Raw genomic sequence first — 25,193 nt, forward strand, 5'->3', positions numbered from 1 at the left:
GCTCAGGGCAGGGATCACGCCTCGCCCTGCGCCTGCCAGCGGGCCTGCACGGCGCCGCGCAGGTACGTGGCGGCGTCCTCGGTGCTGGCGCCCGGCGTGAATACGCGCCCCACGCCCAGTTCCTGCAGGGTGGGCAGGTCCTGATCGGGGATGATGCCGCCCCCGAACACGATGATGTCCTCGGCGCCCTTTTCACGCAGCAGGCCCATCACCTCGCGGAAGTAGTGCATGTGCGCGCCGGACAGGACGCTCAGGCCGATGGCGTCCACGTCCTCCTGCACGGCGGCGTTCACGATCATCTCGGCGGTCTGGCGCAGGCCGGTGTAGATGACTTCCATGCCCGCGTCGCGCAGGGCGCGCGCCACGACCTTCGCGCCCCGGTCATGGCCGTCCATGCCGGGTTTGGCGATCAGCACTCGAATTCGGCGGTCTTCCATGGTTCCTCCGGTGCCCGCCGGGCCGCGGCGCCTGCGCGGGGCAGGGCTCAGGGAACCTAACGGGCGTTTGGGGGCATTCTACGCGCTGACCCGACCGCGCGTCCGGCCCAGCCGTCATCACCCGCCGGTCAGATTCACGGTGTACAACCCTCTCATGAGTGCCCTGCTGACCTCGCTGACCCTGGCCGCCCTGGCCGCACCATCCTCCGCCCCGGCCAGCCCGGCGGGCGTCACCTGGACGCTGGGCACCATCCAGCCCGCCGGGCGCGGCGCGATCACGCCCGGAGCGTCCCTGGCGCGCCCCACCCTGCGCCTGGACGGCAGCGGCGCGGCGCTGAAACTCACCGGGAACACCGGGTGCAGCCCCCTGAGCGCGCAGGCCGCGCTGAAGGGCAGCGCGCTCGTGGTGCGTGGCGTGCAGGCGGGCGGCAGCGAGCGCTGCACCGACGCCGCCCTGAGCCTGCGCGAGGACTACCTGCGCCTCCTGAACGCCACGACCCGTTACGACCTGAGCGGCGACACCCTGATCCTCAGTGGCGGGGCGGGCCGCCTGACCTTCACCCGCACCGGAGGCGCGATGACCCAGACCCCCACCGATTCCCTGGACGGCACCTGGCAGATGCGCGTCACGCCCGGCCCGGCCGGACCGGAACGCGGGCAGGCGGCGCTGCGCTTCACGTTCGGCGGTTCGAAAGTGACGGTCGCGGGCCTGACCGGCTGCAACACCGTGACCGCCTCGGGCGCGCTGGTGGGGCCGCAGGTCGTGCTGGGCCCGGTGATGTCCACCCGCCGCATGTGCCCCGGCACGGCGGGAGTGGCCGAGAACCGCCTGCTGGGCCTGCTGCGCGCCCCGCTGAGCGTCGAGCGGCAGGGCGCCGCACTCGTCCTGCGCGGCCAGAGCGGGCAGCTGACCCTGACCCGCGTGCCCGTCCCCGCGCCCGCCAGCAGCGTGACGCCGGACCCGGCGGCGACGTACACCCTGACGCGCCTGAACGGGCAGCCGGCTCCGCAGACCCTGCGGCCGGTCACGCTGACCTTCAAGGACGGGCGGCTGGGCGGCAGTGACGGCTGCAACAGCGTGGGCGGCGCCTACGTGATCCGCGCGGGCCGCGTGGAACTGGGCGGCGGGCTGACCAGCACGCGGATGGCCTGCGCGGACCAGCCGGACCTGGGCTTCCAGTCGTTCTTCGAGCAGCGGCCTACCCTGAGCGTCCAGGGCAGCACCCTGATCCTGAAGACGGCCGAGGACACCTGGGAATTCCAGGCCCGCTGAGCACCGTCAGACAGAGGAGGCCCCGGGGAACGTCCCGTGGGGCCTCCTCTGCATGGATGGGCGTTACTGCCAGGTGCCGCCGTTGTAGGTGGTGCTGCCCGTGGCGGGCGTGGTGAGGGTGCGGTTGTTGCCGCCTTCCCAGGTGACGCTGGCGCCGCTGTCGCCGGGTTTCTTGATGAACTTGAACTGCGCGGCGACGCTGGGCGGCAGGCTGACGGTGGTCTTCCAGGTGCAGGTGCTGCCCGAGCACCCGCTGGGCGTCATCGCCATGGCGGAGGCGGTGTTCCACGCGCCCAGTTCCGCGCGGTCCCCGACGAGGTACACGTCCTGCCCGAAGTACGTGCTGGCGCTGACCTGGAAGGTGACCTGCACGGCCGCGCCGCCCGTGCCGCCGGTGCCGGTCGCCCCGGCGCGGTAGATGCCCATCCTGCCCGCCCCGATCGTGACCGGCAGTTTGCCGCTGGCGACGGTGGCGCTGGCCGGGGCTCCCTCGGCGAGCAGGTCGTTGAAGACCGTGCCGTTGCTCAGGGCGCTCTTGTCGGTCGCGCTGATGCCCGCGTTGCCCTGGATGTCCAGGTTCACGGTCGCGGCGCTGCCCGAGGTGTTCACGACAACGATGACGCGGTTGGTGCCGCTGCCGCGGTAGAAGGCGTACACGTTCTGCCCGCCGTTGGGGCGCCACATCTCGGCGTAGTTGCCCTTCCACAGGGCGGCGTTGCCCTTGCGGATCCCGATCAGTTTCTTCGTCAGGTCGTACGTGACCTTCGGGGTGCCGCCGCCCGCCACGAAGGTCGCCTGGGTGGCGTTGCGGCCGGTGTCCGTCCAGGCCCAGGCGGGCATGTCGCGGCGGTTGTCGGGGTCGTTGCCGCCGTACATGCCGAGTTCGTTCCCGTAGTACACCTGCGGGATGCCGGGCAGGGTCATCAGGAGGCCCATGGCGTTCCCGTAGCGGGCGCGGATCTCGGTCTCGGCGACGGCGCTGCCGGGTTCGTTCACGAAGCGCGGCACGTCGTGGTTGTCCAGCAGGTTCACCTGCAGCAGCGTGCGGTCCAGGCCCAGGGTGCCCAGGGTGTCCTGCATGCTGCCCGCGACCCGGTCGAGGCTGCCGCCCCGTCCGACCGAGTCCACGAGCGCCTGCCGCAGCGGGAAGTTGAACGTCGAGTCGAAACCGGCGTCCAGGAAAGGCTTGAGCTGCGAGGCGCTGCCCGACAGGAACGCCTCGCCCAGCAGGAACGTGTTAGGCCGCGCGGCGAGGACGCCGGGCACCCAGGAGTTCTGCCAGTAGGTGTTGGGGACGTGCTTGACGGTGTCCATGCGGATGGCGTCCACGGCGTAGTTCGTGACCCAGGTCTTGCTCAGGTTGGTCAGGTACGTGGCGACGGCGCTGTCCTCCTGGCGGAAGTCCGGCAGGCCCGCCAGCGGGCAGACGATCTCGTCGCCGGTGCAGTTGCTGTGGAACCAGGAGGGGTTCTGGGTGGTGATCCGCGCGCCGTACCCGGCGTGGTTGACGACCATGTCCATCATGTATTTCTGCCCGCCGGCCTTCAGGTCGCTGATCAGGCCGGTGAGGTCGGCGCTCGTGCCGAACTTGGGTTCGATGGCGGTGTCGTTGGGGTTGGTGTAGTCGGGCCAGTAGCCGTGGTACCCGCAGGAGTTCCCGTTGACGATGCCGACCTGCTTGTACACGGGGGTGGTCCAGACGGCGGTGGCGCCCAGGTCGCGGATGTACCCGAGTTTGTTGCGCAGGCCCTGAAGGTCGCCGCCGTGGAATTTGGTGGGGCTGGCCGGGTCGAAGCAGTTCGGTTGGCCCAGACCGTCGTTGGAAGTAGTTCCATTCGAGAAACGGTCAGGCATGACGAGGTAGATCACCTGCTGCCGCCAGGCGTCGATGTTCGTGCCACTGATGGCCTGTGCACTGACAGGCTGTGAACTGCCATTCGCGTTGGAAACGGTTCCATCAAGGGCAGGCGTCGGGGCGGAGGAGCAGGCGGAAAGAAGAAGGGCAGCCGAGAGGACTGCCGCGCCAGAGCGGGCCAGGACAGAACGGTTCATGCGAAACCTCCATGGAATGGTTCCACAACGGCGTGGAACCGGTTTCAGAATTTATGGTGCCCGGCAATCATAATCGACAGCACACCCGTTCCCGCAAGAGACCCCGCCGGTCCAGACAGCCTGAAATCTAGACAGGTTGTCCAGATCTGCTTGCAGGGCAAGCCAATTGCCCACCCACACCCGCGCCATCCAGCAGCCGATCACCGCGATGAATCTGCTTCACCCACTGCTGCGACGGCCAGCGCCCTGACCTCGGGGCTGGCGTCCAGTCGCGCCTCGGCCAGCAGGTGGGGTGGCGCGGCGTCATGCTCGATCAGCACCGCTAGCATCCGTCGTCGGCAGGCCGAGCAGGGTTGCTGGTGGAACGCGTCCGCCAGCAGGGTCAGCAGTCCGTCGTCGGGAGACGCCTCGGCCATGTCCGGAAGATCGAAGAGAAGGTTGTGCCGGTCTGTCGAGTGCTGTCGTCCAGGCAGTGCGGCGAGCCGGGAGCGGATCGGCTGTTCGTCACCGGGTCGGTAGTTCAATCGCAGCAATGAGGTGGCCTCTTCACTGAACCGTTGCGGGGTGCGCAGAAGTTCAAGGGCGAACTCACGCACCCGCTCGTCCTGGAGGTGATCCAGGGCGCGCAGGGCCCGGAAGGCCACCTCGTGATCGTTGTGCCGGACCAATCTCAGCAGCCGCTCCAGCGCATCCGGAACGCCGTGACGCATGAACAGGCTGAGGAGCAGGCGAAGTTTCGCCAGATCTTCGGTGTCGAGATCAGTGGTCAGTCGCTGCCAGTCCGGCGGGGTCAGTCGTTGGATGAGCTGGTAAGGGAGCATGAACACCGGGTGCAGACGGGGCTGCAGAGCCTCCTGAATGATCATCTGCACGTGCTGGTAGGGGTCGGTGGGCGCTGGTTTCTTCGTCTCTTTCTTCCTGCGCTTCCGGTTGGGGCGCAGGGCTTCAGGTAAGTGCCTCAGTTCGGCGTCCACGACGTCGTCGCCCAGCAGGGTGCGGGCCCTCCACACGTACGGATGATGACGGGCGTCCGGGCTGATTGCGGTGAAGCGGTGCTGATCCCTCACGATCTGCCGCAGGCCATTCAGGCCATCCAGTTGCACGAGTGCCGGGCCGAGCAGATCCCACAGGGGCGTTTCGGTCTGTGCCGCCCGGCGGTATTTCTCGCGAATGGCACGCGCGGCCCGCTCATCTCCCTGTTGGCCCAGTGCCACCAGTATGTTCACCCACTGTTGCGCGTTCCAGCCGCGTGTCGTGGCGTTCCGGGCGTGCGTCAGCTTGGGGATCAGCAGTGAGGCAGCGTCCAGCGGTGGTGAGAGGCGCGCGCAGGCCTCCAGCAGGTACGCGGTGCGGGGCGGTTCGCACTGGGAATCGTACGCCTGATCATGCAGCAGACCGTGAATCACGGCGTCCCGGAGGCGCGGATCGTCGGCGTGTTCAGAGAGGTGCACCAGCGCGCGGCCCAGGCCCGCCTGGAACGCGTCGGTGAAGTCCATCGGGGGGAGCGTCATTCCCGGTCAGCCTGCCAGACGGGCCGGGCGGGAACATCCGCCGATTGGCTCAGCCGCCGCGCCACCAGCGCAGGAAGGCGGGCAGGCGTTCGCGCCACGCGGGTTCGTCGTGCCAGTGGCCCTCGCCGATGGTGAAGTGCGCCTCGGCGACGTGCGGGGCGAGCTGCGCGGTCAGGTCGCGGGCCAGCGTGATGACCTCCTGCGCGCCCTGCACGCTGCTCCCCTCGTGGTCGCCCATGTCCACCCACACGCGCGCGTGCGGGTCGCCGCGCCCCGCCATCCAGCGCGGGAAGGCGAAGTCGGCGGGCCACACGGCGGGACTGAACACGCCCAGCGTGCCGTACGTGCCGGGGTCGCGCAGGCCCGCGTACGCGGTGATCAGCCCGCCGAACGAGGACCCGGCCAGCGCGGTGTCCTGCGGGGGCACCGCGCCGAAGCGGGCGTGCAGGTGCGGCAGCAGGGTGCCTCTGATCCAGTCGGCGTACTCGTCCGCGCCGCTGTCGAAGCCGTTCAGGTCGAAGGGGAACGGCACGTAGCGGCGGCTGCGGTCCTCGTTCACGGGCAGCGCGGCAATCCGCACCGGGTGCCCGGCGTCCGCGAGAGCCTGCGCGGCCCCGGCGGCGTCCCAGCTGTCCCCCGCAAAGGTGCGGGCCTCGTCGAACACGTTCTGGCCGTCGTGGAGAATCAGCAGCGGCAGCGGTCCCTCGTGCCCGGCGGGCCACCACAGCCGCAGGGGTTGCGCGCCCCAGGGGGCGTCCAGCACGGTCTCCTCGCGCGGTGGGGCGCTGCGTGGTGGACGGGCGGCCCCGCCGCTGGCGTCCTGCCAGGCCGCCACGGTCAGGGGCACGATGGTCTCCCCATGCACTTTGATGCGGTGCGCGCGGGCACGGCCGCCCCACGCGTCGCCCTCCTCGGTTGTGCCGTCCGGGTTCACGCGGCGGACCTTCACCTGCGCCAGCAGGCCGTCCGGCAGGTCGGCGTGCAGAACGCCGTCCTGGAAGGTCCAGCCTGCGGGGTCGTCGCTCCAGGCGCGGTGGTCGCCGGTCAGGAACAGCGTCCCCGGTGGGGTGCCGGGCGGCAGGGTCAGCCTGAAGGTCACGCGGGGCATGCGGTCAGTCTAGGAGGGTCCGGCACGGGTGAAGGTCTCGTCAGCTTCGGGTGAGGGTTGTGTCAGGCGAGCGGGGGTAGGCTTTTGTCGTGGAGGACGAGGTTTGAAGTGATCCCGTCCGGGTCGGCTGCGGCTTGCCCCCACCCCGGAAACTTGATATAGTCGCACTCAAGTTTCCTGGATGCAGGAGTTTCAGGAACCCGCTCTCACCAAGACCCCACCCGGGCGAAAAGGAGTTCCGAGATGCCCACCAACACCCTCCCCAGCAACGTCCCCGTCTGCCCGGTCCGCGGCAGCGTGATCTACCCCACGATGGTCCAGCACATCGACGCCAGCCGCGCCCTGTCCATCGGCGCGATCGAGGCGGCCATGCAGAGCGACAAGGTCATCCTGATCGTCTCGCAGCGCGACAAGGACATCGACGACCCCAAGGGCAGCGACCTGTACGACGTCGGCACCGCCTGCAACGTCCTGCGCGTCCGCAAGAACCCCGACGGCACCGTGCAGATGCTCGTGTCCGCCGTCGCGCGCGTCCGCGCCACCAACTACGTGCGCGGTGACCACCTCAGCGCCGACATCACCCCCCTGGCCGCCGAGGACGACAACCCCGTCGAACTCCAGGCGCTGGGCCGCGAACTGCGCGAACGCTTCGACGCGCTGGCCAGCGGCGGCAAGCTGAACGCCGAGACCGTCCAGACCATCCACAGCAAGGAAGACCTGGGCGAGATGGCCGACCACATCGCCTTCAACCTCGACTTCAAACTCGACGACAAGCAGGCGCTGCTGGAACTGCCCAGCCTGACCGCCCGCATCCGCAAACTGCTCACCCTGCTCGACACCGAACAGGAAGTGCAGGCCGTGCAGGCCAAGATCCGCGCGCAGGTCAAGGAAGAGATCGACAAGAACCAGCGCGAGTACTACCTGCGCGAACAGATGAAGGTCATCCAGAAGGAACTCCAGGGCGGCGAGGACGGCGAGGACGGCGACGAGGCCGAAGCCTTCCGCGCCAAGCTGGACACCCTGGACCTGCGCCCCGAGGTCCGCAAGGACATCGACCGTGAAGTGAACCGCCTGGCGCGCATGCATCCCGACGCCGCCGAGGCCAGCGTCATCCGCACGTACCTCACCTGGATCACCGAACTGCCCTGGAACACCCGCAGCGACGACCAGCTGGACGTCATGCAGGCCTCCCAGATCCTCGACGACGACCACTACGGCCTGGAAAAGGTCAAGGACCGCGTCCTGGAATTCCTGGCCGTGCGCCGCTTGCGTAAAGAACGCGCCGAACGTGGCGAACTGAGCGCCGAGGACGTCAACAAGGGCCCCATCCTGGTGTTCACCGGCCCTCCCGGCGTCGGCAAGACCAGCATCGCGCAGAGCATCGCCAAGGCGCTGGGCCGCAAGTACGTCCGCATCGCCCTGGGCGGCGCCCGCGACGAATCGGACATCCGTGGTCACCGCCGCACGTACATCGGCGCGATGCCCGGCCGCCTCATCCAGGGCATCCGCACCGCGGGCACCAAGAATCCCGTCATCCTCCTCGACGAGGTCGACAAGCTCGGCAGTTCCTACCAGGGCGACCCCAGCGCCGCGCTGCTGGAAGTGCTCGACCCCTCGCAGAACCAGCACTTCACCGACCACTACCTCGGCGTGCCGTTCGACCTGAGCGAGGTCATGTTCATCGCCACCGCCAACTACCCCGAGCAGATCCCCCCGGCGCTGATGGACCGCATGGAAGTCATCGACTTCAACAGCTACATCGAGCAGGAAAAACTGGAGATCGCCAAACGCTACCTGCTGCCCCGCCAGCTCATGGCGAACGGCCTGAAAGCCAACCAGATCGCGTTCACCGATTCCGCGCTGGAAAAACTGATCAGCCACTACACCCGCGAGGCTGGCGTGCGCAACCTGGAACGCGAGATCGGCACGGTTGCCCGCAAGGTCGCCCGCCGCATCGCCACCGGCGAGGTCAAGCGCGTCAAGGTCACCGACAAGGAACTCGACCGTTACCTCGGGCAGGCCCGCCACATCCCCGAAACCGAAGGCAAGGAAGACATGGTCGGCGTCTCGACCGGCATGTTCTACACCCCGGTCGGCGGTGACATCCTGTTCGTCGAGACCAGCACCAGCCCCGGCAAGGGCCTCGTCCTGACCGGCCAGCTCGGCGACGTCATGAAAGAAAGCGCCCGCGCCGCCCTGACCTACATCAAGGCGAACGCCGAACGCTTCCACATCGACAAGGCCCGCATCGACGACAGCGAAATCCACGTGCACGTCCCCGCCGGAGCGATCCCCAAGGAAGGCCCCAGCGCCGGCGGCGCCATGGTCACCAGCCTCATCAGCGCCCTGACCGGCATCCCCGCCCGCCACGACGTCGCCATGACCGGCGAGATGACCCTCACCGGCCGCTACCTGCCCATCGGCGGCCTGAAAGAGAAAGTGCTGGGCGCCCGCCGCGCCGGAATCAAGCACATCATCCTGCCCAAGGCGAACGAAGGCGACCTGCGCGACATCCCCCTGCACCTGCGCACCACCATGCGCTTCCACCCCTGCGAGACCGTGGATCAGGTGCTGGACGTGGCCCTCGTCGGCGGCCTGAAGGCCCTGGAAACGCCCCGCGACGGCAGCCCCGCCCCCACCCTCCCCGCACCCAAACGCAAGAGCGCCCGCCGCAGCGACGCCCGCGCGTAACCGAACTCAACAGTGCGCCCCGTCCATTACGGATGGGGCGTTTTTTTGCACGCCGCGCACACGCAATCGCACTATCCTGCCGGGAGATGCGCCGCCTGCTCCCCCTCATTCTCCTGACCACCCTGACCACCGCCCACGCAGACGTGTTCGCCGCGGGAAACTACTGTTTCGACATGCCCGGTGAGGACCGTTCCCTGCTGCCCCGCTTCCAGGGGAACCCGAAGAAGGTGGCGGAGGTGTGGCAGACGCTCAGTGACGGAGGGAACCCGCTGATCTCGTCCCGGACGTACAGCCTGCAGGGTGGACGGGTGACGCAAGTGGAAGCCAGCTCGCCCGGCGACGACACGTACACCCTCCTGAAACTCAGACCTGACCAGTCCGGCGGGACGTACCAACGCTCCAGCGTCGAGTTCATCGGCATGCTCAAGGGTTGGAAGGCCAGCCTTGCCAGCGCCCTGAAGGTCAAACCCGACCCGGTCACCCTGAGCTTCGACCCGCAGGGCCGCCTGACGTCCTACAGCGGCATGTGGGAGGAGCGCACCACGCTCCTGGCCTACCCCGAGAAGGTCAGCTGCACGTACTCGGACACCCGGCGGCAGGTGACGCAGCGCATCAGCAGATCAGACCGCTTCAGCTTCATCACGACCGTCCAGTTCGACGAACAGGGGCGCGTGACCCGGACGGACACACGAACCACTGAACTGGGCCAACCGGGAACCGCACTCGAGCCGAGTGAAAGAATCACCCGATACATCTATCTGCCGGACGGCTCGGGCATCCGCATGGAGGGGGAAATGAACGGCAGACCGCTGGCCGCCATGCTGTTGACCACCGACGCGGCCGGGCGCGTGACGCACATCGAGATGGCGGACCTGGGGGACGTGCAGGAACAGTGGCAGATCGAGTACGACGCGCAGGGCAACTGGGTGCGGCAGATCGGCACGATGCAGGGGCAGACGTTCATGACGGTCACCCGCCGGATCACGTACTGAACGAGCCTGAATGGACGCCTGGGGCGCGCTATCCTGTGCGTATGAGTGCGCCCGTGACGTTCCTGGTGGCCAGCCCGCACCTGCGTGGCAGCCTGTTCGAGGGAACCGTGATCCTGCTGCTGGAGCACGACACGAAGGGCGCGATGGGATTGATCGTGAACGCGCCCATGACCCAGAGCGTGCAGGAGCTGATGCCGGAACTGACGGGGCATCCGGAGGTCGCGTGGCTGGGCGGCCCGGTGGACCCGACGCTGGGGTGGTGCCTGTACGCGCAGCCGGTGGACATGGAGGGTGAACTGCGCCTGTTGCCGGGCCTGACGGTGTCCAGCAGCTTGGACGTGCTGCGGGCCGTGGAGCGCAGCGGGCAGCCGTTCATGCTGGTGCTGGGGTACGCCGGGTGGGGTCCGGGCCAGCTGACCGACGAGGCGCGTGAGGGGACGTGGGTGTGGGTGGAGCAGTCCACGCCGGAACTGCTGTGGGACGTGCCCGCAGAGGACCGCTGGCAGGGGGCGCTGGACCGGCTGGGTGTGGACGCGTCGCGGATCGTGCCGGGCGGCGCTCAGGCATAGGGTTCAGCGGCTTCATGGAGGGTTGACCGGTCTGCATGGCCGGTCATTTCCGTTTGTGTGAACGGTTGGTCACCTCTAGACTGGCGTGTCCACTCTGCCGCGCCGCCTCCCGATCCGATTCCAGCAGGTGCCGTCATGCTCGAACAACCGCAACGCAAGGGCCAGAAGGCCAAACCGAAACAACCCACGAAAACCGCCGCGCGTCCCGCTCAGTCCACCCCCTTGAAGGTGGGACGCACGCCCGCCGCGCCCCGCAAGGGCGTGAAGGCCGCGCCCATGATCGGCCCACAGCTGCCGCCCGGCGCGCGCAAAACCACACCCAGGACGCTGCCCACCCCGAACCTGAAGGTCACGGGCCGTCCCGCCGCCCCACCCCGCGAGGCCGGAGGCGTCATGGGATTCTTCCGCAAGCAGCTGACCGGCCTGCACGCCAGCGCCGCGAAGAACCTGCCGGGCCTGCTGGAAGGCGCGAAGAAAGTCGTCGGCGGCGCCGCCGCGTTCGCGAAGAACCCGGTCAAGGGCGTCGTCAACGGTGCGAAAGCCGCTGGGAAGTTCGCCGGGGCGAAAGTCGAGCAGTTCAGGAAGTGGTACGCCACGCCGGAAGGCAAGGCGAAATTCTGGAAAGGCGTCGCCCTGACCGCCGTCGCGGCCGTCACCGTCGCGACCGGCGGGGCACTCACGGCGCCCGCGCTGGCCCTGGCCGCCGGGATCAGCGCCGGGGGTGGCATCGCCGCGCAGGTCGTGGAAAACAAGGTCTTCAACGCCGCCGCGAAAGCCAAGGCGCAGAAGGACAAGAAGTACACGTTCAAGAAGCGCGCCACCTTCGAGGGCGTCACCGCCAAGAGCATCGCCGTGGACGCCATCGTCGGCAGCGTGGGCGGCCCCGTGTTCAAGTTCGCCGGGAAGGCCGTCGTCGGCGTGGGCCGCGCCCTCGGGAAGGGCCTCACGCCCGCCGCGCGGGGACTGGCGCACCTCGCACAGAGCGCGCTGAAAGGCAGCGGGAAGGCCGCCGCGAAACTCGCCCGGCGCGTCCTGCCCGTCGGTGCGAAAACGGTCCTGAAGAACGCCGGGCGACTGGCGCAGAAGTACCTCACGCAACCCGTGGCCCGCGCCGCCACCAACGTCAAGAACGCCGTCACGACCGGCGTTAGCAACGCCGCCGCGAAGGTCGGATACGCCGCCCGCAAGGTCCGCGTCATGACCACCCGCCGCGCCCGGCAGGCCCGCGCGTACCTGAAAGCCCAGACGCCCACCCTCCGGAAGCTCGCCAGCAAGGGCGCGGGCGCGATCACCGGCACCGTCCGCAAGGGCGTGCAGGGCCTGCGCACCCTCGACCGCAACCTCCTGACGGGCCTGCGCAACCACGTCCGCCAGAGCCCCATTCTGAAAGCCGCCCGGAAACTGAGGGACGCCGTGGACGGCGCTGGGAACACCCTCAGCCGCAAACTCACGAACGGCCGCGTCAAGGCCGCCGACCACGTGGACGCCTGGAAGGCCACCCTGGGCGGCAAGATCAGCAAGACCAGCGTCGCCCGGCACGCCCGCCACCTCAAGGAAACCACCGTCCAGCGCCTCGACGACCTGATCGCCCGCAACCCCGACGGGCACGTCGCCAAGGCCATCGTGGAATTCCGCGCCAGCGGCGCGGCCATCCGCACGCACCTGAACAAGGTCTGGACGGACGCCAGCCACGACCTGAACAAGGACCTCTCGCGCCTGCTGGGCCGCCACGGCAGCGTCCAGGCGGACTTCAAGGCCCTCGCCGAGCAGGGCGCCCCCCTGACGTACGGGGCGGAAGTCGCCCACGCCCGCGCCCTGGCCGAGAAACGCCTGCGGGACAAGGTCGCGCAGGATACCGAGGCGGCCCTGCTGGCACGCCGAAGCGGAAACAGCGCCGCGTTGAGTGACCAGATGAGGCAGAGCATCAAGCGTGACGCGCAACTGCGTGCGGATCAGGAGGTGACGAAAGCCGCCGACCTGCTGACCCGTCATGCCGAGACGTTCGTCGCGCGGCATCCCTCCCCGGCCCTGCAGACGCTGGCCATGAAGACCGAGGCGCTGAACGCGTCGAAGAAGGCCATGGAGCGGTACTTCGGGAAGAACGCCACTGATAAGGGTGCCTTCGAACGGCTGGGCATGGCCCTGACCACCCCGGCCCGTGTGCCGATCAACGAGCGGATCGAGAAGTACGGCAAGGTCGTGCAGGCGCTGCGCAGCACCACGCCGCTGGCGTCGGTGGTCACCGTGGGATCGGAAGCCGTGGACGAGGTGCTCAGCAAGGCCGCCGAGTCGGCCATCGCCGCGCCCGTGAAGGCGAAGGCGAAGGAACTCAAGGGCGAGAAGGACGAGAAGCCGAAGAAGAAAGCCACCGAGGAAGAAGCCAGTGGGCTGCTGAAGGTCGCCGAGGACATCCTGAAGGAACTCTTCCCCAGCCTGAACCCGGACGACATCGTGGACGACACCGCCAAGCAGATGAACATGAAGGCTGGAGACTGATGTTCGGGCTGTTCAGGAAAAAGCAGGCGGAACCGCACCTGCGCCAGGGTGTCGAGGTGGGGGAGATGCGGCTTTCGGCCAATCTCGTTATGCATGAGATGGCTAAACTCGATGACACTCTCTCGCACTACCAGATGGATGAAGAGACCGAGGATGTTCAATTCGACTACCGGGGAATCCATGTCGAGGCGCCATTCATCCGCAATGCGCTCGGTCTGTCTCTGACGACGCGGGTGCCGGAGTGCAACATTCTGCGGGCGGGGTCGGTGGCGGAGAAGGCGTTCGCGTACCGCTGCATCGATCACGTGTGCGCGACGTGCGCGGGGGTGCGGGCGCTGTTCGATCCGGTGTCCGGCGAGCTGGTGCTGGGTGTGGAGTCGGCGGGCTTCGACCGGCAGTTCCGCGCGGATACGCTCATCGACGTGGCGCTGTTCATGCTGGAGGAGGGGGTGATGGCGGCGCGGGCGTACCTGGGTCTGCCGTTCACGGAGGCCGTGCGGCCCAGCGTGTCGCAGTGGCTGGGCGGCTTCCATTACGGTGAGGGGTTCAACGTGTACCCGACGGCGTCGGATGCGTTCGCGGTGTTCATGCGCAAGAAGTACCAGGCCGAGGAACTCGGTCGGGACGCGACGTCGATTCTGCTCGCGTCGGGGCCGCTGCGCTTCGACGTGCGGTTCTTCGGGTGGCGCTTCGGGTACATGGTCGAGACGGCGACGCGCGGTTTCCGGCACGCCGTGATGGATGACGGACGGTACGTGCGGATTCAGGAGCGGCTCGCGCAGTCGGTGCGGGAGCCGGGGAACGCGGCGGACAGCGGCTGGAACTTCCGTGATCCGGCCGGGTCGGCCATCGTGTACTTCCGGCCGGACGGGACGTTCGTAGTGGGCGAGTACGGGTTCGGGAACGCGAAGACCGAGGAGAACGGCGCGGCGTTCGAGCGGGTGGCGACCCGGCACCTGCTGAACATGCGGTACATGACGTTCCTCGCGGAGGAGTTCCCGGAGGAGCTGTACTCGGACGAGTCCAACCGCCCCAACTGAGCCCCCTGTCCCGCCGCCCCGGTGTGGGTGGGCGGGTGCATACCGGAGGAATGACATGGCTGCGCAGACGGTGAAGAAGAAGGTCGTGAAGGTCGCCCCCCCACCCCGGTCGGCGGCCCCCCTGCCGGAGGGACTGGCGGCGGTGCGGGACGCGCTGGGGGAGCTGGGGTTCGCGGTGCAGGCTGACGCGGAGTCCGGGCTGGCGTTCATGTTCGAGGGCGGGCAGTACTACGTGCCCGCGCAGGGGGACGACGCGGGGTTCTATCACCTGCTGTTCCCGAACTTCTGGCCGCTGGAGTCCGACGAGGAGTACGGGCAGGCGTTGTTCGCGTGTGACGCCGTGAACCGCGAGGCGAAGCTGGTGAAGCTGCACACGGTGGACGGGGACGTGTGGGCGGGGGTGGAGGCGCTGCACGCGCAGCCGCAGGAGTTCGTGGCGGCCCTGCCGCGGTACCTGTCGTTCGTGCAGGAGGCGGTGCGGGCCTTCCGGGACGTGATGCTCGCCGCGCAGGACGCCGGGGACGTGGAAGAGAGTGAGGACGTCCCGGAGGCGCGGCCCGAACCGGTGGCCTGATATGGGGTCCGTATGAGCCTGTGGGCGGCCCGGTGGGCGCTGTGAGCGGGCGCGTGTGGGTGGGCCGTGCTGTAATGCGGTGACGGCCCGCTGACCGAAGACCTGTTGACTGCCGAAGGAGTCATGACTGTGCCTGTTGAAAAGTCCCTGCCTGCCCGTTCCGTGTCCTCGCGTGGCCGCCCCCGGCGGAAGGAGGAACCCGGAGGGGGTGACGTGCGGACGCACAGCACCGTCGCCAACCCCGAGAGTCCCTTCCTGAACCGGGAGTTGTCGTGGCTGGCGTTCAACGAGCGGGTGCTGGCCGAGGCGCGTGACGAGCGCAACCCGCCGCTGGAGCGGTTGAAGTACGCGGCGATCTGCGGCAGCAACCTCGACGAGTTCTTCATGGTGCGCGTGGCGGGCGTGCACCGGCAGATCGCGGCGGGCGTGAATACGCCGGGCCCGGACGGTCTGCTGCCCCGTGAGACGCTGGCGCTGGTGCGCGAGCGGACGCAGGTGATGCTCCGGGAGATCGAACGCGTGACCCGCAGGACCCTGCGGGATCTGGTAGCGGCCGGGGTGCGGTTCGCGCGCGTCTCGGACCTGGGCAAGCGGGCGCGGGCGCAGCTGCGCGAGCATTACCTCGCGGAGATTCAGCCGGTGCTGACGCCGCTGGTCGTGGACCCCAGTCACCCGTTCCCGTACCTGAGCAACCTGAGCCTGAACCTCGCGGTGCTGCTGGACGGCGGCGAGGGTGAAGCGCCGGAGTTCGCGCGGGTGAAGGTGCCGGTGGGGGTGCTGCCGCGCGCGGTGTGCATCGCGGACACGATCCTGCTGCTGGAGGACGTGATCGCCGCGCATATCGGCGAGCTGTTCAAGGGCCGCACGGTGCTGGCCGCGCACGCGTTCCGCGTGACCCGCAACACCGATTACGAGTTCGAGGAGGAGGAAGCCGAGGACCTGCTCGCCACCATCGAGGACGGGCTGCGGCGGCGGCGCTTCGGGTCGGCGGTGCGGCTGGAGGTCATGCGGGACACCCCGGCGGTCATCACGACGTTCCTGCAGGAGCGGCTGCGGCTCGCGCCGGAGGACGTGTTCCTGCTGGATGGCCCGCTCGGCTCGGCGGACCTGATGGGCCTCCCGGTGAAACGCCCGGACCTGAGCTTCCCGGAGTTCGCGCCCGCCGTGCCGGACCTCGACGGGGACGAGGACAGCGGCATCTTCGACACGCTGCGTGACGGGGACGTGCTGTTGCACCACCCGTACGACGGCTTCACGAACATCCTCGATTTCCTGGAGGAGGCCAGCCGGGACCCGCGTGTGCTGGCGATCAAGCAGACCCTGTACCGCACCGGGGACGACCCGCGTCTCCTGGCGGCGCTGCGAACGGCGGCGGAGAACGGCAAGCAGGTCGTGGCGCTGATCGAACTCAAGGCCCGCTTCGACGAGCAGCGCAACATCTCCTGGGCGCGGAAACTGGAGCGGGCGGGGGCGCACGTCGTGTACGGCGTGGCGGGCCTGAAGACGCACGCGAAGGTCACCATGATCGTCCGGCGCGAGGAGGGCGGCCTGCGCCGGTACGTGCACATCGGGACCGGGAACTACAACGCGAAGACCGCGCGGCTGTACACCGACCTGAGCCTGCTGTCCGCCAACCCGGACCTGGGCGCGGACATCGCGGAACTGTTCAATCACCTGACCGGGTACGCGGAAGCCGAGTACACGCACCTGCTGGTCGCGCCCGACACCGCCCGCACGGGTTTCGAGGCGCTGCTGGAACGCGAGGCTGCCCACGCGCGCGACGGCCTGGACGCCTGGGCGCGCGTGAAGGTGAACCAGCTGACCGATCCCGGCATGGTCGAGGCGCTGTGCCGCGCCGCGCAGGCCGGGGTGCGGGTGGAACTGATCATCCGCGGGGTGTGCTGCCTGCGTCCGGGCGTGCCGGGCCTGTCGCAGAACGTGCGGGTGCGCAGCCTGCTGGGCCGTTACCTGGAGCACGCGCGCGTGTACGCTTTCGGGAACGGCGGCAGTCCCGAGGTGTACTTCGGCAGTGCCGACTGGATGAGCCGCAACCTGGACCGCCGGGTCGAGGTGATCGCGCCCGTGCTGGACGACCGGCACCGCGAGTCGTTCCTGGGCATCCTCGACACCGAGTGGGCCGACACGCGCGGGTCGTGGGAACTGAATGCGGACGGCGAGTACATGAAGATCCCGGGGGATTTCAGCGCGCAGGGGACCTTCGCGGCGGCCCGGCATCCGCTGTAATCCCAGCGTCACCGGAGGGGGAGGGGAGGCCACACTGTAGGCGCCTCCCCTCCGTGCTGTACAGACCAACAAGAACCCCCCGGTGCGGACACCGGGGGGCCTTGAAGAGGGGGGGGTTAGCCCTGCTCTTCTTCGGTCTTCTTGTCGCCGCCCAGGCCGAACTGGGCGAACAGGTCGGCGTACACGTCGCCGAGCTTGGTGCTGATCTTGCCGCCCTGCTGGGCGTCCTTGGCGTTGTACGCGTAGTCCGCGCCGCCTTCGCGACGACGGCCGCCGCCGCTGCGCTGACCACCCTGGCCGCCGCTGTAGCGGTCGCTGCGGGCGCCGCCACCCTGGCTGACGTAGTCACGCTGGGTGGGGGCCGCGCCGCCACCGAGGAAGCGACGACGGCTGAGGCTGGCGCGCTGCTCGACGGGGTCGATATTCAGGATGACGGCTTCGATCTCGTCACCCTTCTTGAACAGGTCGGCGGGGTTGTTGACGCGGTTCAGGTCGAGTTCGCTGATGTGGATCAGGCCCTCGATGCCTTCCTCGATCTCCATGAACACGCCGAAGTCGGTCATGCCGGTGATCTTGCCCTTCACGGGGGTGCCGGGCGGGTAGCGGTCAGGCAGGGCGCTCCAGGGATCGTCGGTGGTCTGACGAATACCCAGGCTGATGCGGCGGTCCTTCGGATCGATTCGCAGGATGATCGCCTCGACCTCGTCGCCTTCCTTCATCACTTCGTTGGGGTGACGGACGCGCTTGGTCCAGCTCATCTCGCTGACGTGCACCAGACCTTCGAGGCCGCTTTCCAGTTCGACGAACGCACCGAAGTTGGTGAGGTTCGTGACCTTGCCGTTGACCTTCTGGCCGATGCTGTAGCGGTCGGTGGCGCCTTCCCAGGGGTCCTGGGTCAGGGCCTTCATGCTCAGGTTGATGCGTTCACGGTCGTTGTCGACGTCCATGACCTGCACCTGAACCTTGTCGCCCACCTTGACCACGTCGCGGGGGTGGTTGAAGCGGCCGTAGGTCAGTTCGCTGCGGTGAACGAGGCCGTCGATGCCGCCCAGGTTCACGAACACGCCGAAGTCGGTGATTTCCACGACTTCGCCTTCGAACTGCGCGCCGGATTCCAGCTGGCCGACCGTGGCTTCACGGGCCTGGGCCTTCTGGGCTTCCAGGATGGCGCGGTGGCTGATGATCACGCGGTTGCGCTTGCGGTTCAGCTCGATGAGCTTGACCATCAGGGGCTTACCGACGTAGGGGTCGAGGTCGTTCACGCGGCGGGTGTCCACCTGCGAGGCGGGCAGGAAGGCACGGATGCCCTCGACCTGCGCGACCAGACCACCACGGACCTTCTCGAGCACCTCGACTTCGAAGGCTTCCTCGGCTTCCTGCATCTTCTCCAGGACGCGCCAGCCCTTGTCCTGATCGGCCCGCTTCTTGCTCAGGACGATCTGGCTGTTGGGCAGGTCGACGCGCACGACGTACGCCTCGATCTGCTCGCCGGACTTGTACATCTCCTGGGCCTGCTCCAGCGTGACGGGCTCGTCGCCCAGCTGGTTCAGGGGGATGATGCCTTCGACCTTGGCGCCGATGTCCACGGCGATGCCTTCCTGGCCGATGAACACGATGGTGCCGTCGACGATGTCGCCGCGGCTGACGTTCTGGGGCTCCTGCGCCTCACTGGCGAGGATGTCCTCCATGGTCATCGCGGGGTACTCGCGCTCCTCCACGGGGGTGGGGGTGCTGGGGGTGGTGCCCGTCGCGGGCTGAGTCCCGCCTTGCTGGGCGGGGGTCTGGGTGTTGTCTTCCATGAACTCCTGTCCTCCTGGGTGCGGGCGCTTTGCGGCGTCCGTACCGGCCTGATACCTGCTTCCGACCCTTGTGGCCCGGCCCTGTGGGCGCGGGGGGTGGGTGGGGGCGGCAACACCTCAGTGTACCAGAGTTCAGAGTGTTGCGGCAACTGCGCTGTGAACGCAGTCCAGACCGGTTGTACAGCTTCACGTCAAGGAATCCGCCCCAGCGCGTGCCAGGGGGGGTGCTTGACGGATCGCCGGGAACGCCGCTATACTCCCTCACGCTTCACCACACGGCGAAGCGAAGCACGTGCAGGACCCGTGATGGGGCATCGTCTAATGGCAGGACACCAGTCTCTGACACTGTCGATCTAGGTTCGAGTCCTAGTGCCCCAGCCACACCGCCCACCCGAAAGGGTGGGTTTTTTATTTCGTCTCGTTTCGCCACGCCACAGGTCCAGCGCCCCTGGCGCATGAGGCCCGGTGAGGGCAGCCATAACACCGTGGCAGCGATTCCAGTCCGGGCGTGTCTTAGACTCCGGAGCATGACCCAGACCCCCGCCCCGGAGTGGTACAAGAGCGCCGTCTTCTACGAACTCTCGGTCCGCACCTTCGCGGACGGCAACGGCGACGGCAAGGGCGATTTCCCCGGTCTGACCGGCAAACTCGACTACCTGCGGGGCCTGGGCGTGGACGTCCTGTGGATCCTCCCGTGCTACCCCAGCCCCCTGCGCGACGACGGTTACGACGTCGCCGACTACGTGGGCATCCACCCGGACCTGGGCACCCTGGACGACTTCAAGGTCTTCCTGCGCGAGGCCCACGCGCGCGGCCTGCGCGTCATCACCGACTTCGTCACCAACCACACCTCAAGCGACCACCCGTGGTTCCAGGCGGCCCGGCGCGGCCCGACCCTCCCGGACGGCAGCCCCAACGAGTACCACGACTACTACGTCTGGAGTGACACCGGCAGCGAGTACGCCGGGGCCAGGATCATCTTCACCGACACCGAGACCAGCAACTGGACCCTGGACGAGCAGAGCGGCCGCTACTACTGGCACCGCTTCTTCGCCAGCCAGCCGGACCTGAACTACGACAACCCGCGGGTCGTCGAGGAGATCCTGCAGGCCGCGCGTTTCTGGCTGGACCTCGGCGTGGACGGCTTCCGCGTGGACGCCGTGCCCTACCTGATCGAACGCGAGGGCACCAACTGCGAGAACCTGCCCGAAACGCACGACATCCTCAAACGCTTCCGGAAGATGGTCGACCAGGACTACCCCGGCCGCGTCCTGCTGGCCGAGGCGAACCAGTGGCCCGAGGAGGTCGCCGAGTACTTCGGGACCGACGCCGACCCCGAATTCCACATGTGCTTCAACTTTCCGGTCATGCCGCGCCTGTACATGAGCCTGAAGAAGGAGGACACCACCTCCATCCGCGAGATCATGGAACGCCTGCCCGCCATCCCCGCGTTCGGGCAGTGGGTGACGTTCCTGCGCAACCACGACGAACTGACCCTGGAGATGGTCACCGACGACGAACGCGCCTTCATGTACGCCGCGTACGCCCCGGACACCCGCATGAAGATCAACGTGGGCATCCGCCGCCGCCTCGCGCCGCTGCTGGACAACGACCGGCGCCGCGTGGAACTCCTGACCACCGTCCTGCTGGCCCTGCCGGGCAGCCCCATCCTGTACTACGGCGACGAGATCGGCATGGGCGACGACCTGTCCCTGGCGGACCGCAACGGCGTGCGCACCCCCATGCAGTGGAACGCGGGCATGAGCGGCGGGTTTTCCACCGCCACTCCGGATCAGTGCTTCTTCCCGCCCATCGGGGACGCCGTGTACGGCTACGGCCGCGTGAACGTGCAGAGCCAGGAACAGGACCCCAGCAGCCTCCTGAAATGGACCAGCCGCCAGCTGGAACTCCGCCGCCGCCACCCGGCCTTCGCCACCGGCGAACTGGCCTTCGTGGACACCGACAATCCCGCCATCCTGGCCTTCACGCGCCGCACGGACGACGAGACGCTGCTGATCGTCAGCAACTTCGCCGGGAACGCCCAGTCGGTCCACCTGGATCTGTCCCGGTACGCCGGACGGGTGCCGGTCACGCTGGCCGGCGCCAGCCCCTTCCCCGCCATCGGCGAGACGCCCTACCCCATGATCCTCGGGAAGTACGACTACTACTGGCTGCGCATCAACTGATAAGAACTCCGGTTGAAAGGTTTGCAAAATCTTTCAACCCGAGCGGACGCGAGTAGGAGAAAAACGGGTTCCGGGCGTGGAGTTGGCAACCCGGTGCGGTTCCGGGTTGTGAACGACACAGACGGAATCCGCCCGAACCCTGGCCACGCTGCTACGCCCACCCTTCAGGCCGTGGAGTGCTCAGGCCGGGTGCAGCAGCGTGCTGCGGGCCTCCAGCGCGACGCTGCCCGCGCTGTCCAGGCGGCCCAGCACCGCGTCGAAGGTCCAGTCCTGCGCCCACACCCGCTTCATGGCCTGCAGGGCCGCCGTGCCGGGCGTCAGGAACACGGCGTCCTCACCGTGCGCGTCCCCGCTGCGGCGCGCCCGCACCACGCCACCCGCCGGGAGGTCCGCGCGGGCCAGCGTGCGGTAGAACGCCTGCACCGCGTCGTCCATCAGGCACGTCGTGCGGATCAGCGCCTGCGCCTGCGCCGCCAGCGGTTCCAGCGCGTCCTCGTCGATACGGGCCGGGCGGACCCTGGCGAAGAGGTGCCGCAGCTGCTCGGGCAGGTTCCCGCCCCGGTAGAAGGCCTCCTCGAAGGCGGGCGGGACGATCACGCCGGGCGTGCCGAGCGCCAGCAGGCGCGTCACCTCGGCCTGATCAGGGGCCGGGAGGGCGGCGGGAGCGTGGGCCTCCGCGAAGGTCAGCATGCCCGCAGCATAGCCTTCCCAGGAACACAGCCTCCGGACGTCCATTTGCTTTCACGAGGCGGGGGTGTCCGGCCAAACTGGACGATCCCTACCCTTTGACCGGTGTGCAGTTCAGGTCATGCGGCTGCGCATCCAGGCCTTCACGCTGCTCGCGCCGGGCGTGTCACGCACCAGCACCGCCGCGAACCCGCCGTCGAAGGGACACACGACGAGCACGCGGTCCTGGAATTCCATCTGCGCGGCCTTGAGCGGCAGCGTGGTCCGCAGGTGCGGCGCGAGCGTCTGCGCGGCGGTCAGCAGGAACTTCAGGTACGTGCCCACCTGCGCGTTCAGGAGGTCGGGGCTGGTCAGCGGTTCGCCCTGCGGGTCGAAGGCGCACGCGGCAGTCACGCCCGGCAGGACGCTCAGGCCCGCCACGAACATCTGTGCCTGCTGCCGCACCCGCTCGGGGGTGGGCGGCACGCTGACGGTCGCCACGCCCGCCCCGCCGCCCACCCCCGGACGGGCTGGCGCCGGGGCCGCAGGGATGGACGCCGTGGAGTGTCCCGTTGTGGGCCTCGCCTGGGGCGGGCGGACGTCCGGCGCGTCGGCAGGCAGCACGTCGCGGCGGCCCAGCCAGCCCTGGAGGGCCGGGAACAGCACGCCGGGCCGCAGGGGCTTGCGCAGGACGTCCAGCACGTCGAGTTCCTGCGCCTCGGCGCGCAGGTCCGCCTCGATGATGCCGGTCATGAACGCCACCGGCACGGCCGGGTGCGTGACGCGCAGCTGCCGCGCGAGGTCCACGCCGCTCATGCCGGGCATGCGGACGTCGGTCAGGACCAGCGCCGTGTCGGACGTCATGGCCTGCAGCGCGGCGGCGCCGCTCTCGGCGGTGACGACGTTCAGGTGCGGGGCGAGCAGGTACTCCAGGTTCTGCAGGACGCCGGGGCTGTCGTCCACGATGAGGATCGTGGGGCGCCGGGTTGCCGCTGAGGTCATGCCCCCAGGGTACCCCCCACCGAGGGTCCGTGCCTTCATACACTCACCGTCACCTATGAAATTTATCACACTCGGCTCATGAAGCCGGGGCTGGCCGGACCCGCGCCGCCCCCGCCGATATCCTGCCCGCATGACCCACCCCGATCCCCGTTTCCCCATCGGGCCGATCCCGCCGCTGGCCCACACGCCGGGCACGCCCGCCGAGGCCGCCGCGCGCATGGACGCCGCCGCGCACGACTGGCACGACCTCCTGACCTCCACCCCGCAAGGCCGCCTGACCGCCCGACCCCACCCGCACGGCTGGACGGTCGCGCAGCTGGCACACCACACCGCCGACGCGCACGCCCACGGCCTGAGCCGCCTGAAGTACGCCCTGACCACCCCCGGCTACGTCGTGCAGCCCTTCGACCAGGACGCCTGGCTGACCCTGCCCGACGCCACGCTGCCCGTGGGGGACGCCCTGGACCTGCTGCGCGTCACGAACCGCCGCTGGGCCACCCTGCTGCGCGCCCTGAACCCCGCGCAGCTGGACACGACCCTCACGCACCCGCAGGAAGGCCCGCAGACCCTCTGGGACCTGACCGCCAAGCACGACTGGCACCTGCGCCACCACCTCGCCCAGGCGAGACTGGCCCTGACGGGGACCCTCTGAACGCCCTGCAGCCCCTGCTGGCCCTCGACCCGCGCCTGCCCGGCGTGTGGACCTGGGTGCAGTCACAGATGCGACCCGACGCCGCGCACGACGACGCGCACCTGGCCCGCGTGGCCCGCTGGACGATCCGCTGCGCCCCCGACCAGCCCCCCGCGCTGGCCGTCGCCGCCGCCCTGACGCACGACGTCGTGAACCTCCCCAAGAACCACCCGGACCGCGCCCACGCCAGCGACCTGAGCGCCCAGGCCATCCTGAAACAGCTGCCCAGCCGGGGCTTCACCCCGGACGACGCCCGCTGTATCGCGGACGCCGTGCGCGACCACAGCTACTCACGCGGCGCGACCCCCACCACCCCGCTGGGCCGCGCGCTACAGGACGCCGACCGCCTCGACGCACTGGGCGCGCTGGGTGTCCTGCGCGTCGCGGGCGTCGGCGGGCAGCTGGGCCGCGCCCTGATGCACCCAGGAGACCCCTGGGCCGAGAACCGCGCCCCCGACGACCTCGCGTACACCATCGACCACTTCTTCACGAAACTCCTGCGCCTGGACGGCACGTTCCTGACCCACGCCGGACAGGCCGAGGCCAGACGCCGCACCCTGACCATGCGCGCGTTCCTTGCCGAACTCGCCAGCGAACTCGAAATCGCACCGCCCCAGCAGGGGTGATGGTGAACGGTTGATGGTTGATGGACGGTGACCTCTATCAACCATCAACCAGCTACTCCAGGTGCGCGTGGTCGTTGTACGTCACGAGCGCCCAGCGCGCCCCCTCACCCTGCCCGGTGCGGGTCAGGGTGGTGAGGCTCGTGTGGGACAGCTGGTACGGGAACGGCAGGACGTACCCCGGCTGCGGCCGGGCGGGCCAGCCGAACAGGTCGCACAGCAGCGCGCGGATCGCCGCGCCGTGCGTGAACGCGATCACGCGCCCGCCCGGCAGGCCGTCCGCCCAGTCGCGCAGGCGGGCGCCCACCTGCGACAGACTCTCGCCGTCCGGGGCGGGCGTAGCCCACGGATCAAGCTGCCACCGCGCGTAGCGGTCGTCCCGCTGCGCCTCGTCGGTGGTGACGCCCTCGAACACCCCGAAGTGCAGTTCACGCAGGCGGGCGTCCAGCGTCAGGGGCGCTGACGGGAGGCTCAGCTCCGCCGTGCGGGCCGCGCGGGCCAGATCGCTGCTGAACACCCGGTCGAACACCCGCCCCGCCAGCCGGGGTCGCAGCCGCGCCGCCTGATCCTCCCCGACCGCGCCCAGCGGCGTGTCCGACCAGCCCTGCCAGCGGCCCGCGCCGTTCCAGTCGGTCGCGCCGTGCCGCACCAGCGTCAGGTGCAAGGGCGACTCGCTCACGGGCGCGCCTCGAAATCCGGCTCGGCCGCACTCGTATCCTGACCCGCCGGAAGGGACGGCACCGGACGCGGCTTCCCATGCTCATCCAGCGCCACGAACACGAAAAAGCCCGTCGTCGCCAGTTCCTGATCCCCGGTCGGCATGTGCTCGCGGTACACGTCCACCCGGATCGTCATGCTCGTGCGGCCCACCCGGACCACCTGCGCGTCCAGCGCCACCGCGTCCCCCACCCGGATCGGCACGTGGAAATCCACGCCGTCCATGCGGGCCGTCACGACGTTCCCCCCGGCATGCCGCACCGCCGCGATACTCGCCGCCTTGTCCATCAGGGACAGCACCCACCCGCCGAACGCGGTCCCGTGGTAGTTCGTGTCCTTCGGGAACACCAGTTCCAGCATGCGCGCCCGGCTGCGCGGCGCCTTCATCGTCTCGTCCATAGCGTCCTCCCCGCGCCGCCCGCGTGGGGGCACGTCAACCTTGACAGTGTACAGGGCGCCCCCAGAAGCCGGGCGCGGCGTGCCTGCACCGGGAACAGGCTGCGCAGGGCACAGGAAGGAGAC

The 25,193-nt window shown here is 69.0% G+C and carries 20 protein-coding genes and 1 tRNA gene; 12 read left to right on the top strand and 9 right to left on the bottom strand.

Features of this window, described 5'->3' with window-relative positions:
* Positions 1-14 precede the first annotated feature (14 nt).
* Positions 15-437 carry a cobalamin B12-binding domain-containing protein gene (locus EXW95_RS14365; protein ID WP_160980099.1) on the bottom strand — a complete coding sequence of 141 codons (423 nt, stop codon included), beginning with the start codon at positions 435-437 and terminating at the stop codon, positions 15-17.
* A gap of 154 nt (positions 438-591) precedes the next feature.
* Between EXW95_RS14365 and EXW95_RS14370 the strand changes: the two genes are divergently transcribed.
* Positions 592-1,710 (top strand): META domain-containing protein, encoded by a 1,119-nt coding sequence (locus EXW95_RS14370; RefSeq protein WP_174368014.1) that lies wholly within the window; start codon positions 592-594, stop codon positions 1,708-1,710.
* 63 nt (positions 1,711-1,773) lie between these two features.
* Here the strand turns inward: EXW95_RS14370 and EXW95_RS14375 are convergent, their stop codons facing one another.
* The 3 genes from EXW95_RS14375 to EXW95_RS14385 form a co-directional block, all read right to left on the bottom strand.
* On the bottom strand, positions 1,774-3,762 hold the full coding sequence (locus EXW95_RS14375; protein ID WP_174368015.1) for an alpha-amylase family glycosyl hydrolase: 1,989 nt from the start codon (positions 3,760-3,762) through the stop codon (positions 1,774-1,776).
* Positions 3,763-3,962: 200 nt separating this feature from the next.
* Positions 3,963-5,273, bottom strand: a complete 1,311-nt coding sequence (locus EXW95_RS14380) for a hypothetical protein (protein WP_174368016.1) — start codon at positions 5,271-5,273, stop codon at positions 3,963-3,965.
* 49 nt (positions 5,274-5,322) lie between these two features.
* The gene (locus EXW95_RS14385) at positions 5,323-6,381 is read right to left on the bottom strand and encodes an alpha/beta hydrolase (RefSeq protein WP_174368017.1); all 1,059 of its coding nucleotides are present in this window, start codon (positions 6,379-6,381) and stop codon (positions 5,323-5,325) included.
* A gap of 243 nt (positions 6,382-6,624) precedes the next feature.
* On the opposite strand from EXW95_RS14385, the gene lon reads away from it, so the two are divergent.
* The 7 genes from lon to ppk1 all read left to right on the top strand — a co-directional run bounded on the left by lon (position 6,625) and on the right by ppk1 (position 16,987).
* Complete coding sequence (lon, locus tag EXW95_RS14390; RefSeq protein ID WP_174368018.1) at positions 6,625-9,072, top strand: endopeptidase La; 2,448 nt, start codon at positions 6,625-6,627, stop codon at positions 9,070-9,072.
* Between the two features lie 86 nt (positions 9,073-9,158).
* The gene (locus tag EXW95_RS14395) at positions 9,159-10,064 is read left to right on the top strand and encodes a hypothetical protein (RefSeq protein WP_174368019.1); all 906 of its coding nucleotides are present in this window, start codon (positions 9,159-9,161) and stop codon (positions 10,062-10,064) included.
* 41 nt (positions 10,065-10,105) lie between these two features.
* Entirely contained in the window at positions 10,106-10,633 is a 528-nt protein-coding gene (locus EXW95_RS14400; protein WP_174368020.1) for a YqgE/AlgH family protein, read from the top strand.
* A gap of 135 nt (positions 10,634-10,768) precedes the next feature.
* Entirely contained in the window at positions 10,769-13,129 is a 2,361-nt protein-coding gene (locus tag EXW95_RS14405; RefSeq protein WP_174368021.1) for a hypothetical protein, read from the top strand.
* A gap of 98 nt (positions 13,130-13,227) precedes the next feature.
* A complete protein-coding gene (locus tag EXW95_RS14410) occupies positions 13,228-14,169 on the top strand; it encodes a hypothetical protein (RefSeq protein WP_254605632.1) in 942 nt (313 codons plus the stop codon).
* A gap of 55 nt (positions 14,170-14,224) precedes the next feature.
* Positions 14,225-14,743 carry a hypothetical protein gene (locus tag EXW95_RS14415; RefSeq protein WP_174368023.1) on the top strand — a complete coding sequence of 173 codons (519 nt, stop codon included), beginning with the start codon at positions 14,225-14,227 and terminating at the stop codon, positions 14,741-14,743.
* 123 nt (positions 14,744-14,866) lie between these two features.
* A complete protein-coding gene (gene ppk1, locus EXW95_RS14420) occupies positions 14,867-16,987 on the top strand; it encodes a polyphosphate kinase 1 (RefSeq protein ID WP_174368024.1) in 2,121 nt (706 codons plus the stop codon).
* 116 nt (positions 16,988-17,103) lie between these two features.
* Here ppk1 and EXW95_RS14425 read toward each other — a convergent pair whose 3' ends face one another.
* The gene (locus tag EXW95_RS14425; RefSeq protein ID WP_174368025.1) at positions 17,104-18,786 is read right to left on the bottom strand and encodes a 30S ribosomal protein S1; all 1,683 of its coding nucleotides are present in this window, start codon (positions 18,784-18,786) and stop codon (positions 17,104-17,106) included.
* Positions 18,787-19,093: 307 nt separating this feature from the next.
* Here EXW95_RS14425 and EXW95_RS14430 point away from each other — a divergent pair.
* Positions 19,094-19,167: transfer RNA gene (locus tag EXW95_RS14430), tRNA-Gln, on the top strand.
* Positions 19,168-19,313: 146 nt separating this feature from the next.
* On the top strand, positions 19,314-20,972 hold the full coding sequence (treS, locus tag EXW95_RS14435; RefSeq protein WP_174368026.1) for a maltose alpha-D-glucosyltransferase: 1,659 nt from the start codon (positions 19,314-19,316) through the stop codon (positions 20,970-20,972).
* A 180-nt stretch (positions 20,973-21,152) separates the two neighbouring features.
* On the opposite strand, the gene EXW95_RS14440 is transcribed toward treS, so the two are convergent.
* Entirely contained in the window at positions 21,153-21,662 is a 510-nt protein-coding gene (locus EXW95_RS14440; RefSeq protein ID WP_174368027.1) for a hypothetical protein, read from the bottom strand.
* A 111-nt stretch (positions 21,663-21,773) separates the two neighbouring features.
* Positions 21,774-22,640, bottom strand: coding sequence for a response regulator (locus EXW95_RS14445; protein ID WP_174368028.1), 867 nt, complete (start codon positions 22,638-22,640; stop codon positions 21,774-21,776).
* 130 nt (positions 22,641-22,770) lie between these two features.
* Between EXW95_RS14445 and EXW95_RS14450 the strand changes: the two genes are divergently transcribed.
* A complete protein-coding gene (locus EXW95_RS14450) occupies positions 22,771-23,292 on the top strand; it encodes a DinB family protein (RefSeq protein WP_174368029.1) in 522 nt (173 codons plus the stop codon).
* Positions 23,293-23,360: 68 nt separating this feature from the next.
* Entirely contained in the window at positions 23,361-23,957 is a 597-nt protein-coding gene (locus EXW95_RS14455) for an HD domain-containing protein (protein ID WP_174368030.1), read from the top strand.
* A 52-nt stretch (positions 23,958-24,009) separates the two neighbouring features.
* Here the strand turns inward: EXW95_RS14455 and EXW95_RS14460 are convergent, their stop codons facing one another.
* Positions 24,010-24,633, bottom strand: coding sequence for a histidine phosphatase family protein (locus tag EXW95_RS14460; protein ID WP_174368031.1), 624 nt, complete (start codon positions 24,631-24,633; stop codon positions 24,010-24,012).
* Positions 24,630-25,070, bottom strand: coding sequence for an acyl-CoA thioesterase (locus EXW95_RS14465; RefSeq protein WP_174368032.1), 441 nt, complete (start codon positions 25,068-25,070; stop codon positions 24,630-24,632). Before EXW95_RS14465 ends, EXW95_RS14460 begins: the two co-directional genes overlap by 4 nt.
* Positions 25,071-25,193: the final 123 nt, after the last annotated feature.

The sequence above is a fragment of the Deinococcus sp. JMULE3 genome, assembly GCF_013337115.1.
In the GTDB taxonomy this organism is placed as follows: domain Bacteria; phylum Deinococcota; class Deinococci; order Deinococcales; family Deinococcaceae; genus Deinococcus.

Bases quoted from the DNA above. Each gene is read 5' to 3' on its own strand.
- EXW95_RS14450 (WP_174368029.1), top strand. From the start codon at position 22,771: ATGACCCACCCCGATCCCCGTTTCCCCATCGGGCCGATCCCGCCGCTG.
- EXW95_RS14410 (WP_254605632.1), top strand. From the start codon at position 13,228: ATGGCTAAACTCGATGACACTCTCTCGCACTACCAGATGGATGAAGAG.
- treS (WP_174368026.1), top strand. From the start codon at position 19,314: ATGACCCAGACCCCCGCCCCGGAGTGGTACAAGAGCGCCGTCTTCTAC.
- EXW95_RS14415 (WP_174368023.1), top strand. From the start codon at position 14,225: ATGGCTGCGCAGACGGTGAAGAAGAAGGTCGTGAAGGTCGCCCCCCCA.
- EXW95_RS14445 (WP_174368028.1), bottom strand. From the start codon at position 22,640: ATGACCTCAGCGGCAACCCGGCGCCCCACGATCCTCATCGTGGACGAC.
- EXW95_RS14425 (WP_174368025.1), bottom strand. From the start codon at position 18,786: ATGGAAGACAACACCCAGACCCCCGCCCAGCAAGGCGGGACTCAGCCC.
- EXW95_RS14365 (WP_160980099.1), bottom strand. From the start codon at position 437: ATGGAAGACCGCCGAATTCGAGTGCTGATCGCCAAACCCGGCATGGAC.
- ppk1 (WP_174368024.1), top strand. From the start codon at position 14,867: ATGACTGTGCCTGTTGAAAAGTCCCTGCCTGCCCGTTCCGTGTCCTCG.
- EXW95_RS14395 (WP_174368019.1), top strand. From the start codon at position 9,159: ATGCGCCGCCTGCTCCCCCTCATTCTCCTGACCACCCTGACCACCGCC.
- EXW95_RS14405 (WP_174368021.1), top strand. From the start codon at position 10,769: ATGCTCGAACAACCGCAACGCAAGGGCCAGAAGGCCAAACCGAAACAA.
- EXW95_RS14440 (WP_174368027.1), bottom strand. From the start codon at position 21,662: ATGCTGACCTTCGCGGAGGCCCACGCTCCCGCCGCCCTCCCGGCCCCT.
- EXW95_RS14375 (WP_174368015.1), bottom strand. From the start codon at position 3,762: ATGAACCGTTCTGTCCTGGCCCGCTCTGGCGCGGCAGTCCTCTCGGCT.
- EXW95_RS14385 (WP_174368017.1), bottom strand. From the start codon at position 6,381: ATGCCCCGCGTGACCTTCAGGCTGACCCTGCCGCCCGGCACCCCACCG.
- EXW95_RS14380 (WP_174368016.1), bottom strand. From the start codon at position 5,273: ATGACGCTCCCCCCGATGGACTTCACCGACGCGTTCCAGGCGGGCCTG.
- lon (WP_174368018.1), top strand. From the start codon at position 6,625: ATGCCCACCAACACCCTCCCCAGCAACGTCCCCGTCTGCCCGGTCCGC.
- EXW95_RS14370 (WP_174368014.1), top strand. From the start codon at position 592: ATGAGTGCCCTGCTGACCTCGCTGACCCTGGCCGCCCTGGCCGCACCA.
- EXW95_RS14465 (WP_174368032.1), bottom strand. From the start codon at position 25,070: ATGGACGAGACGATGAAGGCGCCGCGCAGCCGGGCGCGCATGCTGGAA.
- EXW95_RS14400 (WP_174368020.1), top strand. From the start codon at position 10,106: ATGAGTGCGCCCGTGACGTTCCTGGTGGCCAGCCCGCACCTGCGTGGC.
- EXW95_RS14455 (WP_174368030.1), top strand. From the start codon at position 23,361: ATGCGACCCGACGCCGCGCACGACGACGCGCACCTGGCCCGCGTGGCC.